Origin of the sequence: Bradyrhizobium sp. 87 (genome assembly GCF_023073015.1) — a bacterium.
GTDB classification, from domain to species: Bacteria; Pseudomonadota; Alphaproteobacteria; order Rhizobiales; family Xanthobacteraceae; genus Bradyrhizobium; species Bradyrhizobium canariense_D.
Map to the genome: position 1 here is coordinate 377,362 of NZ_JADPIQ010000148.1, position 14,818 is coordinate 392,179.

Consider the following 14,818-nt stretch of genomic DNA (forward strand, 5'->3'; position numbering starts at 1 on the left):
CGCTCCCGCTCGTCAACAATGAAGTCGGGAAAAAGTTGCAATGAAATGTGACGCATTGCGGAGGGGCAGGATACTTATGCCGCGTTGAAAGCAGTCGTGGTCCACTTCGAATCAGCGCAGGATCGGTTGAGCGCTTGCGAAACCCATCATGCTTCGTCATCAGCGGACGGTTTGATGGGTTTCGCTGGCGCTCTACCATCCTACGAGTTTGCCTTAAGCCGGCACGATCACCTTGCCGATCGGCCAGAGCGCGATGCCGGCGAGCTTGAGGTGGGCCCAGGCGAAGGGAATGCCGATGATGGTGATCGCGAGGGCCACGGCGGTGAAGAGGTGGCCGAGCGCCAACCACCAGCCGGCGAGCACGAACCAGATGATGTTGCCGATCACCCCGAGCGGGCCGGTGCCGACATCCTCGACACCGGTGACCTCATAGCGGCTGACCGCCCGCGAGCCGAACGGCATCAGCGTGTAGACGGCGATATTGAACGCCGCCCGCGCCCAGGGCAGGCCGATGATGGTGACCGCCATGATGACCGCAGCGACCAGCCAGCCGAGCGCCATCCAGGCGCCGCCAATGAGAATCCAGAGCAGGTTTAGCAGGATGGAAACGGGAGCCATGGGATGATCCGAAGGTCAATGATCCCGTGAGTATAGCACGATGCGCGAGGTTGCGATCGATAAAGCCGCTCACGTATTCGCGTGCTCGTGTAGCCCGGATGAGCGAAGCGACATCCGGGTCTTACTGGTTGTTATCCCGGGTATCGCTTCGCTCACCCGGGCTACGCACCGCTAGATCTTCCGCCCCGCCTGCTCCCAATAGGGATCGCGCAGGCGCCGCTTGAAGATCTTGCCGGAGTCTTCGCGCGGCAGCCCGGTGCGGATCTCGATGTGCTTTGGGACCTTGTAGTCGGCAAGCGAGGCCTTCAGGCGGGTGCGGATTTCGGCGGCATCCAGCGTAACGCCGGCTTGCGGCTCGACCACCGCCATCAGCGCTTCGCCGAACTCGGCATCGGGGATGCCGAACACCGCGCAATCATGCACGCCGGGCACCGCGTGCAGCACGGACTCGATCTCGGCCGGATAGATGTTGACGCCGCCCGAGATCACCATGTCGCGCTTGCGGTCGCAGATGAAGACGTAGCCCTCTTCGTCGATATAGCCGACGTCGCCGGAGGTGATGAAGCCGTCGCGATCGATTTCGGCGCGCTTCTCCGGCTTGTTGTGGTAGGTGAAATCGGCCATCCCGGCCATGCGCGAGTAGATCTCGCCGATCTCGCCTACACCCAGCACGCGTCCGTCCTCACCGATGAAGCGCAGCTCGGCGCCGGGCGAAATCCTGCCGACGGTGCCGGGCTTCCTCAGCGCGTCCTCGGAGGTCGCGAAGGTGACGGCGCTGGATTCGGTCGAGCCGTAGAATTCATAGATCACCGGCCCCCACCATTCGATCATGGCACGCTTGACGTCCGCCGGACAGGGTGCTGCGGCGTGAATGATGTGGCGGAGCGAGGAGACGTCGTATTGCTTGCGCACCTCCTCCGGCAGCTTCATCAGGCGGATGAACATGGTCGGCACCATGAAGATGGTGTCGATCTTGTAGCGCTCGATCAGCTCGAGAAATTCCTCGGGCTCGAAGCGGGGAATCAGCACCAGTGCGCCGCCGAGTTTTCCCGCGCGAATGCCGAACGAGTTCGGCGCGGAGTGATAGAGCGGGCCCGGCAGGATCGTGCGGGCGCCGGGCTTGAGCCCGTAGATCATCGCGCGCATGCGCTCGCCGGCAGCCGCCTGCTCCGGCGTCGGCGCGTTGCGCCGTACGCCCTTGGGGTGGCCTGTCGTGCCCGAGGTGTAGATCATGTTCATGGGCTGCGGCCCGACCGGGCCGTCATAGGGCTGGTGCTCTGCGAGCCAGGATTCGAAATCGATCGCGAAGTCCGGCGTCTTCAGATGATCGGGATCGATCTTGTAGCTGGACAGGATCTCCGGGGGCGTCGGCACGCTGAGCACGGTGACGCCTTGGGGAATCGCATCGCGCAAGGCATGCAGCATGTCGGCATGGCCGATCAGCACGGAGGTGCCGGTGTCGTTCAGGATGTAGTTGATCTCCTCCGGCTTGAAGTGCCAGTTGATCGGCACGCCGTAGGCGCCCAGCCGCATGGCGGCATAGGCGGCTTCGATGAAGGCGATGTCGTTGCGCATCAGCATGCAGACGCAATCGCCCTGCCTGACGCCGATCTGGCTGAGACCGCTCGCGATGCGGTCGGCACGATCAGCGACCTCGGCATGGGAGCGGCTGCGCCCGCCGGAGACGATGCCGAGGAAATTTGAGGTTTCGCTCATTGTTGTTTTTCTTTGTTGTTGAAGTTGCCCCTCATGGTGAGGAGGCGCAAGGCGCCGTCTCGAACCATGAGAGCCCGTGGCCCATCCCTCGAGACGCCGCTTCGCGGCTCCTCGGGATGAGGTCTGCGCTAATCCGCAAACTTCGGCGCGCGCTTCTCCAGATTGGCACGCACCGCCTCGGTCTGGTTCGCGCTGCCGATCAACTTCTGCTGCTCGACGGACTCGGCGAGTAGCGCGGGGCCCGGATCGACCGAGAGATTGTTGAGCATGCGTTTCGCGGCGCGGATCGCATCGGGGCTTTTTCCCGCGATCTCGCGCGCGACGTCGAGCGCGGCAGCGCGCGGGTCGTCGCAGATGCGCGTGGCGAGACCGTAAGCCATCGCCTCCTGCGCGGAGAAGATGCGGCCGGTGTAGGTGAGATCGCGCAAGATGTCGTCGCGCACGAGCGAAGCCAGGATCGGCGTGCCCGCCATGTCGGGTACCAGACCCCATTTGATTTCCATCACCGACATTCGCGCATCGGGCGTGAGGAAGCGCATGTCGGCGCCGAGTGCGAGCTGGAAGCCGCCGCCGAAGGCGACGCCCTGGATCGCCGCGATCACGGGGACCGGAAGCTGGCGCCAGCCCCACACGGCCTGTTGCGCAAAATTCGCCTGGCCGTGCGTGCGTTTGGTGAGGTCGCGATTTTCGCCACCCGGAATTCCATTGCCCCCCTTTTCCTTCATGGCGGCAAAACGCCCCATGTCGAGACCGGCACAGAAGGCGCGGCCCTCGCCGGACAGCACCACGACGCGCACGCCTTTTTCCTTCGAAAGCCGATCCGTTGCGGCCACAAGGGCCTCGAACATGGCCTGATCCAGCGCATTCATCTTGTCCGCGCGCACCAGCCGCACGTCGGCGACGCCTTCCGAGATCGAGATCGAGACGCGCTCTTCCATGGATGAATTCTCCCCTGGTTCCCGGCTGTTCTTGTTCGGTGCCGCTTTACAGGAAGCCGGCGGCCGGATTTAGTCAATCGATCAATTAACCGACAATCGCGACGGGGGAAACAGCCATGTTCAAGGAAAATCTTCTGGCGGGGCGGCGCATCCTCGTGACCGGCGGCGGCACCGGGCTCGGCAAGTCGATGGCGGCGCGCTTTCTCCAGCTCGGCGCGGAAGTCCACATCTGCGGCCGGCGCAAGATCGTCTGCGACGAGACCGCGACCGAGCTGATGGCCGAGCATGGCGGCCGCGTCACCAGCCACGGCGTCGACATCCGCAACGCGCTCGCGGTCGAGGAGATGATCGAGACCATCTTTCGCGACGGCCCCCTCACCGACCTCATCAACAACGCCGCCGGCAATTTCATCTCGCGCAGCGAGGAGCTGTCGCCGCGCGGCTTTGACGCCGTCGCCAACATCGTCATGCACGGCACGTTCTACGTGACGCAGGCGGTCGGCAAGCGCTGGATCGCGTTGAAGCAGCCCGGCAACGTCGTCTCGATCACCACGACCTGGGTGCGCAACGGATCGCCTTACGTGGTGCCGTCGGCGATGAGCAAGTCGGCGATCCATGCCATGACGATGTCGCTCGCCACCGAATGGGGCCGCTACGGCATCCGGCTGAACACGATCGCGCCGGGTGAGATCCCGACCGAGGGCATGAGCAAGCGCATCAAGCCCGGTGACGAAGCCGGCGCGCGCACCAAGGCGATGAACCCGATGGGCCGCGTCGGCACCATGGAGGAATTGCAGAACGTCGCCGTGTTCCTGATCTCCGGCGGTTGCGACTGGATCAGCGGCGAGACCATCGCCATGGACGGCGCGCAGGCGCTCGCGATGGGCGGCAATTTCTACCAGCTCCGCGACTGGAGCGACGACGACTGGAAAACCGCACGCGAGAGCATCATGGCGCAGAATGAAAAGGACCGTGCGAAGCGGGGCTGAGGCTCTCTCCGTAGTCGTCCTGGCGAAAGCCAGGACCCATTATCACCGAATGTTCTTTGGCGAAGATTGGCCATGGCCAGTCTTCGCCGAATTGCGTTTTGTGGCTATGGGTCCTGGCTTTCGCCAAGACGACGACGCTGAAGCCATGGCGTACCCTCTCCCATCTTGTCTTCGCCCGCGGATGACGCCACACTCCGCGGCATAAGAACAAGACGTCACGGGAGAGACATGTCCACCACACAGCCATTGGCTGACCTCGCCGACATGGTGCGCGAGCGCGCCAAGAGCCGCGGCAATGCCATCGCCTTCGAGTTCGAAGGTCGTGTCACCAGCTTCGCCGAGTTCGACATCAAGACGAATCGCGTCGCCAATGCGCTGATCGCGATGGGTGTGAACAAGGGCGAGCGCATCGCCTATCTCGGCAAGAACAGCGACAACTATTTCGAGCTGCTGATGGGTGCCATGAAGGCCGGCGTGGTGATGGCGCCGGTGAACTGGCGGCTCGCGGGCCCCGAGGTCGCCTTCATCGTGAGCGACTGCAAAGCGCCGGTGCTGTTCGTGGGACCTGAGTTCATCACCCAGGTCCGCCAGATCAAGGACCAGTTGCCGGGCGTGCGCAGCGTCATCACCACCGAAGGCGGCGCGCCGGAATGGCAGGATTTTACAGCTTGGCGCGATGCACAGAGTGGCGACGATCCCAAGGTGCCGATCGACACTAAGGACATCGCGATCCAGCTCTATACCTCGGGTACGACAGGCAAGCCGAAGGGCGCGATGCTGTCGCATGCGAACTTCCTCAACCTGGTGCAAACAGGCAATGCCGAGGACAAGCCGGAGTGGAACCGATGGTCGACCGACGACGTGTCGCTGGTCGCGATGCCGATCTTCCATATCGGCGGCTCCGGCTGGGGCGTGATGGGGCTCTACCACGGCGCCCGCGGCGTGATCGCGCGCGAGTTCGATCCGACCAAGGTGCTGGATTTCTTCGAGCAGTCCGGCATCACAAAGCTGTTCATGGTGCCGGCGGCGATGCAGTTCGTGGTGCGGCAGCCGCGCGCGAAGACAATCGATTTCTCCCGGTTGAAATACATGCTGTACGGCGCCTCGCCGATACCGGCGGCGCTGCTGAAAGAATGCATCGAGATCTTCAAATGCGGGTTCGTGCAAATGTACGGCATGACCGAGACCACCGGCACCATCGTCGCGCTGCCGCCGGAGGATCATATCGAGGGCTTGGAGCGGATGCGCTCGGCCGGCAAGGCGCTGCCGGGCGTCGAGATCGCGATCCTAGACGTTGACGGCAAGCCGCTGCCGCCGCGCGAGGTCGGCGAGATCGCGACGCGCTCGGGCTCCAACATGGCCGGCTACTGGAACCTGCCGGAAGCGACCGCCGCGACGCTGCGCGGCGACGGCTGGCTGCGCACGGGTGATGCCGGCTACATGGACGAAGACGGTTATCTCTACATCCACGACCGCATCAAGGACATGATCATCTCCGGGGGCGAAAACATCTACCCGGCCGAGGTCGAGAGCGCGCTGTGCGATCATCCCGACGTCGCGGAAGCTGCCGTGATCGGCATACCCGACGACAAATGGGGCGAGGCGGTGAAGGCCGTTGTGGTGATGAAGCCCGGCAAGCAGGCGACCGCCACCGACATCATCAACTTCACGCGCGAGCGCATCGCCGGCTTCAAGACGCCGAAGAGCGTGGAGTTTTTGCCGGCGCTGCCGCGCAATCCCTCAGGCAAGATTTTGCGACGGCAGTTGCGGGAGCCGTATTGGGCGGGGAAGGATAGAAGGGTGAATTAGCACCACTCCAGCCACATCGTCGTCCCGGCGAAGGCCGGGACCCATAGCCACAGGATTGGGTTTTGCGAAAACTCGGAGTTGCCGTCTCGCGCAACGACTTCTCCGTGGGGTAATGGGTCCCGGCCTTCGCCGGGACGACTCCGGGGAGAGACTGCGCGCAACAATCCCTCAATGCTTCCCCGGCCCCATATAGCCGAACAAAAATCCCGCTACCTTGCGGATCTGGATCTCCTCGCTGCCCTCGGTGATGCGATAGCGGCGGTGATGGCGGTAAATGTGCTCGAACGGCTTGTGGCGTGAATAGCCCATGCCGCCGTGAACCTGCATGGCGCGGTCGGCAGACTCGCAACACAGGCGGTTTGCCCAGTAGTTGCACATCGAGACGCGGTCGGAGAGCGTGCGCTCGATCTGCTCCTCGGTGAGCTTGTCCATTTCCCAGGCGGTCTTGCGGATCAACAGGCGCAGCATCTCGGCCTGCGTCGCAAGCTCGACCAGCGGGAATTGGATCGCCTGGTTCTCGGCCAGCGCCTTGCCGAACGGTTTTCGCTCGCGCGCATACTTCACGCTCTCGTTGATGCAGTAGACCGCTGCCCCCAACGAACTCGCTGCCTGCCGGATGCGGTTTTGATGGACAAAACATTGCGCCAGCGACAGGCCGCGACCGTCCTCGCCGAACAGCGCATCCTCCGGCACGAACACGTCCGTAAAGCTGACGCGGGGATGATCGGTCGGCATGTTGAAGGTCCACATATACTCTTCGATCTTCACGCCATGGCTCGTGGCCGGCACCAGGAAGCAGGTGATGCCGCGGGCATCGCCGTCATTGCCTGACGTGCGCGCGAACAGCGCGCAATGCGTGGCGACGTGCATGCCGGTCGTCCACATCTTCTCGCCGTTGATGATCCAGCCCTTGACGTTGTCACGGGTCGCGGGCACCGCGCGCGCTTCCATATGGGTGGCGTCGGAGCCGTGATTTGGCTCGGTCAGGCCGAAGGTGATGCGGTACTTGCCCTTGATCGAGCCGTCGATCATCGCCTTCTGGTCGTCGCGTCCGTAGCGATCGAGCATGGTGGCGACGGGGAAGTTGCCGACGATGGAATGCTCGTTCTGGAGGTCGTTGTGCAGGCCGAGCCCCTTGGCGGCAAAGTGCTCGCGGATGACCGCCATCCAGAGGTTGGAGCCATTCTTGCCGCCATATTGCTTCGGCACCGCAAAACGCAAATGACCGGCGGCGTCTGCGAGATCCTTGGCCTTGCGCAGCAGCGCCTCCCATTCGTGGCGCGGCAGGCCGCCATTCTCGAAATCGGTGCGCGCCCATTCGCGGCGGTGATCGAAGAAGCGGATGTTATCGTCGACCGCCTCCAGCGGCTTGATCTCGCGTTCGATGAAAAGGTCGAGCTCTGTGAGATAGGCGACGAGATCGGCAGGCAGCGAGAAATCCACGGCTCTCTCCCGGATGATTTTTTCGTTTTGCGTTAAGGCGCTGGGCGCAGCTTTGCTTCGCACGATTAAGGTGAGAAGAGCGCCGCCAAGTCAAGCAATGGGAGACGTGTGAGATGCGCAAGGCGCATTGCGCAATTCGATGGTGCTCCAGCGCGGAGGCGCGGTAGTATTCCGGCAATATTCCTTCACGAGAAACTGCGGGAGCGCACGATGGAGCTGAAATTTTCCAAGGTGGAACGCAAGGGGCCGATCACGATCGTGACGCTGTCGCGGCCCGAGGTCTACAACGCGCTGCACACCGACGCGCATTTCGAGCTGCAAAAGGTATTTGACGATTTCTCCGCCGACCCCGAGCAATGGATCGCGGTCGTCACCGGTAGCGGCGATAAGGCGTTCTGCGCCGGCAACGATCTGAAGTGGCAGGCGGCCGGCGGCAAGCGCGGCTGGGACAAGGGCGGCTTTGCCGGCCTCACTGCGCGCTTCGACTGCGACAAGCCGATCATCGCCGCGGTCAACGGCGTCGCCATGGGCGGCGGTTTCGAGATCGCGCTCGCCTGCGACCTCATCATCGCCTCGGAGAACGCGACCTTCGCCCTGCCCGAGCCCCGCGTGGGGCTGGCCGCACTCGCCGGAGGGCTGCATCGGCTGCCGCGGCAGATCGGACTCAAGCGCGCCATGGGCATGATCCTCACCGCGCGCCATGTCAGCGCCAAGGAGGGTCTCGAACTCGGCTTCGTCAACGAGGTGGTGCCGCAGGGCGAAGCGCTGACGGCCGCGCTGCGCTGGGCCGAGATGATCACCAAGAATTCGCCGATGTCGATCCGCGCGTCAAAACAGGCGATCCAGAAGGGCCTCGGCGTGTCGCTGGAGCAGGCGATCGAGGAGCAGCGGGAATATCCGGCCGTGAAGGCGATGGTTGCGTCCCAGGACTACATCGAGGGTCCGAAGGCGTTTGCGGAGAAGCGGCCGCCGAAATGGGTGGGGAAGTGAAGGGTCGCTCGGCTCATCACCGCCGTCATGCCCCGGCTTGACCGGGGCATCCAGTACGCCGCGGCTTCTCGGCTCAATCAATGCCGCCTCTGGATACATGGATCGCCCGCCTTCGCGGGCGATGACAGCAGAGAGTGTAGTACCGCCTACCCGCTTCGCGAGAGTTCGCGTTTGTACGACGCGTAATTCGGCTGGTCCACCGCAAGCTTGTCCATGGTCGTTTGCCACAGATGCTCGGCAAGGCCGGGCGTCGCTAGATCGACCTCGCCCTTGGCGATGCGCTCGGCCAGCGTGCGGTTGAGATCGGTCACCGAGCCGTCCATGCCGAGCAGAGCACGCAGCCGCTCCGCCTCAGCGGCGTCGCTCCCCTCCTCCAGCGTCAATTGCCGCGTCACGAGGTCGAGGATGTTGATGGCGACGCGCAGCTTGAAGGCCTGGTGGCCGGAGATCAGCGGCGCGATGTCGTTGCGGAGGAAATCGGCGACTGACTTCGTCAGCTCGATCGGGGTCGGCTCGTCCTGCATGGTCAACTCCCCCGCGGCGCCAGCAGCCGCAACAGATCGATCTCGGTCTCGGAAGCGCGGCGGCCGATCATGGCGCGTTCCATCGAATGGTCCGGGCCCTCGCGAAAGCGCTGCATCATGCCGCCGCACATGATGCCCCAGCGCAGCGTGCCCATCACTTCCCAGAATTTGACACGCGATGGATCGACCTTGCGCCCAGCCGCCTCATAGCCGGCAAACAGCTCCTGACGCGAGCCAAAGCCGCCGACCGGCTTGTCGATCTCGCCAAAGCGCCAGGAGTTGACGCAGACCCAGCCGAGATCCTCCATGGGATCGCCGAGATGGGCGAGCTCCCAGTCCAGCACCGCGCGCAGGCCGTCGGCGCCAATGATGAGATTGCCGTTGCGGAAATCGCCATGCACCAGCGTCGTCTCGGCCGAAGGGCCCGGATCGTGGTCGCGGAGCCAGCGCAGCGCCAGCTCGAAGACGGGTTTGGGCCAGTCCAGGCTGCGATAATCGCGTTCGAACTCAGAGATCTCCTCCGTCGCGGACCGGCTGCGCAGCTCGGGCAATTTGTCCCGCGGCAGCCCGTGCAGCTTCGCGAGCACGCCGCCGATCTGCCGTGCGAGACGCGGCCGCGCCGCCGCAAACTCGTCGTCGCGCAGAATCTTGCGCGCGATGGTTTCGCCCTCGACCCGCTGCATGATGAAGCCGGTGCCGAGATCGTCGTCCGGCGTGAGCACATGCATCACGCGCGGCGACGGCACGCCGGCCTCATAGGCAAGCTGCATCAGCTGCGCCTCCGCGCCGAGACCTGCCGCGCGCGTCGGCGCCGCGCCATACCCCTTCGGCGAGCGGCGCAGGATCGCACCGATCGGCCCGTCGGGATGCACGATGTCGAAGCGCCAGGTCTCCTGGCTGGCGCCGCCGGACAGCTTGGCCGCGCCGGTCACGCCGGTCGCCCCCTCGCACCAGCGCGCAACGCTGCGGGAAAGCTCAGCCTCGATCATTTGCCCTTGAACTGCGCCGGACGCTTCTCTAGGAAGGCGCCAACACCTTCGCGGAAATCATCCGTGTCGCCGGCATGGAGCTGGCACTGAAATTCGAGATTGAGCTGATCCTCGAAGGAATTCTCCGGGCTGTCCCAGTACAGCTTGCGGATCAGCGACAGCGCGACCGTCGGGCCGCTGGCGAGGTCGCGCGCAAGCTTCATCGCCTCCTCCATCAGCACGCCGTCATCATAGACGCGATTCACAAGGCCCCATTCCAGCGCCTTATCGGCCGGGAGCCGCTCGCCCATCAACGACAATTCGATCGAGCGTGCCTTGCCGATCAGCCGCGGCAAGAGCCAGGTCGAGCCGCAATCCGGCACCAGACCGATGCGGCGGAACGCTTGCAGGAAATAGGACGAGCGCGCGCACAGGATCATGTCGCCGAGCAGCGCGAAGCTCATGCCGGCGCCGGCCGCCGGGCCGTTGACCGCGGTCACGATCGGGCAATGCAGATTGCGGATGCGGCGCAGGAAGGGATGGAAGCCGGTCTCGAGCGTCAGGCCGGCCTTGGTCTTCTTCGACTGGTTGTTGCGGCCCTGGAGATTCGCCCCGGTGCAGAACGCCCGCCCTGCGCCCGTCAGCACCACGCAGCGCACCTCGTCCTTCTTCTCCTCGATCGTGTCGAGCGCTTCTGAGAGACCGCCCAGCATGTCCACGGAGACCGCGTTCATCACCTCCTGATGGTCGAGCTTGAGGATCGCGACCGAACCATCGAGATCGAGCGTGACGTGTTTGAACTGCATGGTTTCCTCGTGAGTTGCGGCCTGCACCAGTTTCGCAGACCGGAATTGCTTTTGCCGGGGCGCATATTTGATTTTTGGCGCGGTCTTGTCCATGGTGATCGGAGCATAGCAAGCAATCTTGCGCGCAGCGGCTGATGCGCACGAAGCAAAAACAGGAAACGCGCCATGAACCTTTTCGACCTTTCGGAACGCGTCGCCGTGATCACCGGCGGCAATGGCGGCATCGGGCTGGGCATCGCGCAGGCGCTCGCCGGCCAGGGCTGCAACGTCTCGATCTGGGGCCGGAATGCTGACAAGAACAAGGCCGCTGCCGCGAGCCTGGCCGGGCTATCAGGCAAGGTCGACACGCGGGTCTGCGACGTCACCGACCCGGCCTCGGTCAATGCCGCGATGAAGGCCACGCTCGACACATTCGGCCGGGTCGACGGCTGCTTCGCCAATGCCGGCATCGGCGGCGGCGGCCGGCGCTCCTTTATCGAACGCACCGAGGAAGAATGGCGCACGATGTTTGCGACCAATCTCGACGGCGTGTTCCACGCGTTCCAGGCTGCCGCAAAACACATGACCGCGCGCGCCGAGGCCGGCGATCGCTTCGGCCGGCTGGTGGCGACTTCGAGCCTCGCCTCGATCTTCGGCACCGCGCGCAACGAGCACTATGCCGCGACCAAGGCCGCGATCAACGCGCTGGTGCGTGCGCTCGGCGTCGAGCTGGCGCGTCACGGCGTCACCGCGAACGCGATCCTGCCGGGCTGGATCAAGAGCGACATGACCTCGGGCCTGATGGCCAACGAGAAATTCGTCGCCAACGTGATGCCGCGAATTCCGGTGCGGCGCTTCGGCGAGGCCAGCGACTTCGGCGGCATCGCGGTGTATCTGATGAGCAAGGCCTCGTCGTACCACACGGCGGATACGTTCGTGATCGACGGCGGTTATACGGCGTTTTGATTTTCATAATGAGGGGAACGGGCACATGTTTTCACACGTCATGATCGGCACCAACGACCTCGACAAGGCCAAGGCCTTCTACGACAATTTGCTGTCCACGCTCGAGGTGCGGCCGGCGCGGGTCGACGGCCATCGCATCTTCTACATTACCAAGACCGGCGTGTTCTCGGTCACAAAGCCGATCAACGGCGAAGCGGCGACGCCTGCGAATGGCGGCACCATCGGCTTTGCCGCCAACTCGCCGGAACAGGTCAATGCATGGCATACGGCCGGCATCGCCGCCGGCGGCGTTCCTTGCGAAGATCCTCCTGGTATCCGTCAAGGCCCGGGCGTCAACCTCTATATTGCCTATTTGCGTGACCTCGACGGCAACAAGATCTGCGCGATGCACCGGATGGCAAGCTAGGCCGGCCGCAACCACCGCTGTCATGCCCCGGCTTGACCGGGGCATCCAGTACGCCGCAGCTTCTCGATAGATCACATACGCCTCGGAGTACTGGATCGCCCGATCAAGTCGGGCGATGACAGCGAGAATGCCGCCCATTCAAACAACATTTCAAACGTCCGCGATATTCCATCGCATGGCATGGCTCGCGTTGGAAAAAATGCGCGCTCGCACTTTGGCGACGCTGCGACTATTCTCCGGCGCAACGCGATCTCAGCGACCCCGGGAGGAACAATGACAAAACACACCTATATTCCCCGCACCACCAACTACACCCTCAATCCCGGCGACGAGCTCAACGACCTCAGGATGTCGGACCAGGTCCGGCCGCTCTACGATCACGTCAGGAAGTTCATCCGCGACACCGTCGAGCCGATGTCGACCGAATTCGCCAAGGCCGGCGAAGGCAAAGAGGATCGCTGGAGCTTCACGCCGAAGCAGCTCGAGGTGCTGGAGAAGGCCAAGAACAAGGCCAAGCAGGAAGGCCTCTGGAACTTCTTCCTGCCCGACGACGAGACCGGCCAGGGCCTGAAGAATCTCGACTACGCCTATATCGCATCCGAGCTCGGCAAGAGCCCACTGGCATCGGAGAGCATGAACTGCTCGGCGCCTGATACCGGCAACATGGAGGTGCTGGAGCGCGTCGGCACCAAGGAGCAGAAGGAGAAGTGGCTGAAGCCGCTGATGAACGGCGAGATCCGCTCCGCCTATGTCATGACCGAGCCGAACGTCGCCTCCTCCGATGCCAAGAACATCTCGACCAGCGCCAAGCTCGTCGGCGACGAATGGGTCATCAACGGCGAGAAATATTACATCTCCGGCGTCGGCGATCCCCGCTGCAAGATCCTCATCGTGATGGTGAAGACCAACCCGGATGCGGCGCCGAGCAAGCAGCAGTCGCAGATTCTGGTGCCGCGCGACACGCCCGGCGTCGAGGTGCTCGGTCCCATGTACGTGTTCGGCCAGGACCACGCGCCGCGCGGCCACATGCACATGCGCTTCAACAACGTGCGCGTGCCCAAGGAGAACATTCTGCTCGGCGAAGGCCGCGGCTTCGAGATCTCGCAGCTTCGGCTAGGCCCGGGCCGCATCCATCACTGCATGCGCACTATCGGCAAGGCCGAGAAGGCGCTCGATTTGATGGTGCAGCGTGGCCTCACCCGTGAAGCCTTCGGCAAGAAGATCGCCCATCTCGGCGGCAACATGCAGATCATCGCGCAGGCGCGCTGCGAGATCGAGGCGATGCGGCTGATGGTGCTGAAGGCCGCCAAGGCCATGGACGTGCTCGGCAACAAGGAGGCCCGCGTCTGGGTCTCCATGGTCAAGGCCATGGTGCCGGAGCGAGCCTGCAAGATCATCGACCAGTCGATCCAGATGCACGGCGCCACGGGCATCTCGCACTGGACCCCGCTCGCGGAGATGTATCAGGACGTGCGCCATCTCCGCTTCGCGGATGGTCCGGACGAGGTGCACTGGATGGTGGTGGGACGCCACGAGCTGAGCATGGCGTGATCAACTGCCTCTCTTCCCCTCTCCCCGCACGCGGGGAGAGGGGAAGGGGCTACGACGCGGCCACCTCGCCGGTCTTGTCCTGCGTCTTGGTCTCGAAATCGCTAGCGTCATGCCGCTCGTGAAGCTGGCTGGCGGGATCTCCGGAGACACGGTTGACCATGCGGCCGCGCTTGACGGCCGGGCGCTTGGCGATCTGGTCGGTCCAGCGCTGCACGTGCTTGTAGTCCTGCACGGACAGGAATTCGCCGGCGCCGTAGACCAGCCCCTTGGCGAGCGCGCCGTACCAGGGCCACACCGCCATGTCGGCGATGGTGTATTCGCTGCCGGCGAGATATTCGTTGTCGGCGAGCCGGCGGTCGAGCACGTCGAGCTGGCGCTTGGTTTCCATCGCGAAACGGTCGATGGCATATTCGATCTTGGTCGGCGCGTAAGCGTAGAAATGGCCGAAGCCGCCGCCGAGATAGGGCGCGCTGCCCATCTGCCAGAACAGCCACGACGTCGCTTCAGTGCGGCTCTTGATGTCCTTCGGCAGGAAGGCGCCGAACTTTTCGGCGAGGTAGAACAGGATAGAGCCGGACTCGAACACCCGGATCGGCTCCGGGCCGGAGCGGTCCATCAGCGCCGGGATCTTGGAATTCGGATTGATGTCGACAAAGCCGCTGCCGAACTGGTCGCCGTTACCGATTCTGATCAGCCAAGCGTCGTATTCCGCGCCCTTGTGGCCGAGGGCCAGAAGCTCCTCCAGCATCACGGTGACCTTGACGCCGTTCGGCGTCGCCAGCGAATAGAGCTGGAAGGGATGCTTGCCGACCGGCAGCTCCTTGTCATGGGTGGGACCGGCGATCGGGCGGTTGATGCTGGCGAACTGTCCGCCGTTCTCCTTGTTCCAGGTCCAGACCTTGGGCGGCACGTAGGCGGGGGTGTCGGTCATGCGAGGGCTCCGGCAAAAAGATGCGTCTGCATTAATTAGCCCGCGGACGGCGGATGGCAAGCCCTGCCGGCCCTGCGTCCGGCGCGGGCCTCGCGACCGCGTCATGCGTCCGACGTTGCCGAGGACGGCCATCACGAGAAGCCGCATCTGTCGAGCCGGGCGTACGGCTTCGCGCAACACGGCG

Annotated in this window: 14 protein-coding genes; 6 read left to right on the forward strand and 8 right to left on the reverse strand. The window is 63.9% G+C overall.

The window, feature by feature from the left end; genetic code table 11:
- Positions 1–213: 213 nt before the first annotated feature.
- The 3 genes from IVB50_RS40195 to IVB50_RS40205 form a co-directional block, all read right to left on the reverse strand.
- Positions 214–618: a YccF domain-containing protein gene (locus IVB50_RS40195; RefSeq protein WP_018456965.1), complete on the reverse strand. Its 405-nt coding sequence runs from the start codon at positions 616–618 to the stop codon at positions 214–216.
- A 171-nt stretch (positions 619–789) separates the two neighbouring features.
- Positions 790–2,334, reverse strand: a complete 1,545-nt coding sequence (locus IVB50_RS40200; protein ID WP_018456966.1) for an acyl-CoA synthetase — start codon at positions 2,332–2,334, stop codon at positions 790–792.
- A 128-nt stretch (positions 2,335–2,462) separates the two neighbouring features.
- Complete coding sequence (locus IVB50_RS40205) at positions 2,463–3,272, reverse strand: crotonase/enoyl-CoA hydratase family protein (RefSeq protein ID WP_018456967.1); 810 nt, start codon at positions 3,270–3,272, stop codon at positions 2,463–2,465.
- A gap of 116 nt (positions 3,273–3,388) precedes the next feature.
- Between IVB50_RS40205 and IVB50_RS40210 the strand changes: the two genes are divergently transcribed.
- Together IVB50_RS40210 and IVB50_RS40215 are read left to right on the forward strand one after the other, a co-directional pair.
- A complete protein-coding gene (locus IVB50_RS40210; RefSeq protein WP_018456968.1) occupies positions 3,389–4,261 on the forward strand; it encodes an SDR family oxidoreductase in 873 nt (290 codons plus the stop codon).
- Positions 4,262–4,489: 228 nt separating this feature from the next.
- Positions 4,490–6,070, forward strand: a complete 1,581-nt coding sequence (locus IVB50_RS40215) for a fatty acid--CoA ligase (RefSeq protein WP_026233274.1) — start codon at positions 4,490–4,492, stop codon at positions 6,068–6,070.
- Positions 6,071–6,238: 168 nt separating this feature from the next.
- On the opposite strand, the gene IVB50_RS40220 is transcribed toward IVB50_RS40215, so the two are convergent.
- Positions 6,239–7,513, reverse strand: coding sequence for an acyl-CoA dehydrogenase family protein (locus IVB50_RS40220; protein ID WP_018456970.1), 1,275 nt, complete (start codon positions 7,511–7,513; stop codon positions 6,239–6,241).
- Positions 7,514–7,723: 210 nt separating this feature from the next.
- Here IVB50_RS40220 and IVB50_RS40225 point away from each other — a divergent pair, with 210 nt between their 5' ends.
- Entirely contained in the window at positions 7,724–8,503 is a 780-nt protein-coding gene (locus tag IVB50_RS40225; protein WP_018456971.1) for an enoyl-CoA hydratase-related protein, read from the forward strand.
- Positions 8,504–8,649: 146 nt separating this feature from the next.
- Here IVB50_RS40225 and IVB50_RS40230 read toward each other — a convergent pair whose 3' ends face one another.
- Genes IVB50_RS40230 through IVB50_RS40240 form a run of 3 tightly spaced genes read right to left on the reverse strand, consistent with a single transcriptional unit; the run spans position 8,650 to position 10,801 of the window.
- Positions 8,650–9,027 carry a DUF6285 domain-containing protein gene (locus tag IVB50_RS40230; RefSeq protein ID WP_026233275.1) on the reverse strand — a complete coding sequence of 126 codons (378 nt, stop codon included), beginning with the start codon at positions 9,025–9,027 and terminating at the stop codon, positions 8,650–8,652.
- Positions 9,028–9,029: 2 nt separating this feature from the next.
- Positions 9,030–10,016 (reverse strand): phosphotransferase family protein, encoded by a 987-nt coding sequence (locus tag IVB50_RS40235; protein ID WP_018456973.1) that lies wholly within the window; start codon positions 10,014–10,016, stop codon positions 9,030–9,032.
- Positions 10,013–10,801: an enoyl-CoA hydratase/isomerase gene (locus IVB50_RS40240; RefSeq protein ID WP_026233276.1), complete on the reverse strand. Its 789-nt coding sequence runs from the start codon at positions 10,799–10,801 to the stop codon at positions 10,013–10,015. The genes IVB50_RS40235 and IVB50_RS40240 overlap by 4 nt, the downstream gene beginning before the upstream one ends.
- Positions 10,802–10,966: 165 nt before the next feature.
- Here IVB50_RS40240 and IVB50_RS40245 point away from each other — a divergent pair, with 165 nt between their 5' ends.
- From IVB50_RS40245 to IVB50_RS40255, 3 genes are all read left to right on the forward strand, one after another.
- A complete protein-coding gene (locus IVB50_RS40245) occupies positions 10,967–11,746 on the forward strand; it encodes an SDR family oxidoreductase (protein ID WP_018456975.1) in 780 nt (259 codons plus the stop codon).
- A 25-nt stretch (positions 11,747–11,771) separates the two neighbouring features.
- The gene (locus IVB50_RS40250; protein ID WP_007593712.1) at positions 11,772–12,152 is read left to right on the forward strand and encodes a VOC family protein; all 381 of its coding nucleotides are present in this window, start codon (positions 11,772–11,774) and stop codon (positions 12,150–12,152) included.
- Positions 12,153–12,425: 273 nt separating this feature from the next.
- Positions 12,426–13,703, forward strand: a complete 1,278-nt coding sequence (locus IVB50_RS40255) for an acyl-CoA dehydrogenase family protein (RefSeq protein WP_018456976.1) — start codon at positions 12,426–12,428, stop codon at positions 13,701–13,703.
- 49 nt (positions 13,704–13,752) lie between these two features.
- Here IVB50_RS40255 and yghU read toward each other — a convergent pair whose 3' ends face one another.
- Positions 13,753–14,634 carry a glutathione-dependent disulfide-bond oxidoreductase gene (yghU, locus tag IVB50_RS40260; protein ID WP_247300221.1) on the reverse strand — a complete coding sequence of 294 codons (882 nt, stop codon included), beginning with the start codon at positions 14,632–14,634 and terminating at the stop codon, positions 13,753–13,755.
- Positions 14,635–14,818 lie beyond the last annotated feature (184 nt).

Excerpts from the sequence above, each read along its gene's own strand:
- IVB50_RS40195 (WP_018456965.1), bottom strand. The coding sequence starts at position 618 with ATGGCTCCCGTTTCCATCCTGCTAAACCTGCTCTGGATTCTCATTGGC.
- IVB50_RS40200 (WP_018456966.1), bottom strand. The coding sequence starts at position 2,334 with ATGAGCGAAACCTCAAATTTCCTCGGCATCGTCTCCGGCGGGCGCAGC.
- IVB50_RS40205 (WP_018456967.1), bottom strand. The coding sequence starts at position 3,272 with ATGGAAGAGCGCGTCTCGATCTCGATCTCGGAAGGCGTCGCCGACGTG.
- IVB50_RS40210 (WP_018456968.1), top strand. The coding sequence starts at position 3,389 with ATGTTCAAGGAAAATCTTCTGGCGGGGCGGCGCATCCTCGTGACCGGC.
- IVB50_RS40215 (WP_026233274.1), top strand. The coding sequence starts at position 4,490 with ATGTCCACCACACAGCCATTGGCTGACCTCGCCGACATGGTGCGCGAG.
- IVB50_RS40225 (WP_018456971.1), top strand. The coding sequence starts at position 7,724 with ATGGAGCTGAAATTTTCCAAGGTGGAACGCAAGGGGCCGATCACGATC.
- IVB50_RS40230 (WP_026233275.1), bottom strand. The coding sequence starts at position 9,027 with ATGCAGGACGAGCCGACCCCGATCGAGCTGACGAAGTCAGTCGCCGAT.
- IVB50_RS40235 (WP_018456973.1), bottom strand. The coding sequence starts at position 10,016 with ATGATCGAGGCTGAGCTTTCCCGCAGCGTTGCGCGCTGGTGCGAGGGG.
- IVB50_RS40240 (WP_026233276.1), bottom strand. The coding sequence starts at position 10,801 with ATGCAGTTCAAACACGTCACGCTCGATCTCGATGGTTCGGTCGCGATC.
- IVB50_RS40245 (WP_018456975.1), top strand. The coding sequence starts at position 10,967 with ATGAACCTTTTCGACCTTTCGGAACGCGTCGCCGTGATCACCGGCGGC.
- IVB50_RS40250 (WP_007593712.1), top strand. The coding sequence starts at position 11,772 with ATGTTTTCACACGTCATGATCGGCACCAACGACCTCGACAAGGCCAAG.
- IVB50_RS40255 (WP_018456976.1), top strand. The coding sequence starts at position 12,426 with ATGACAAAACACACCTATATTCCCCGCACCACCAACTACACCCTCAAT.
- yghU (WP_247300221.1), bottom strand. The coding sequence starts at position 14,634 with ATGACCGACACCCCCGCCTACGTGCCGCCCAAGGTCTGGACCTGGAAC.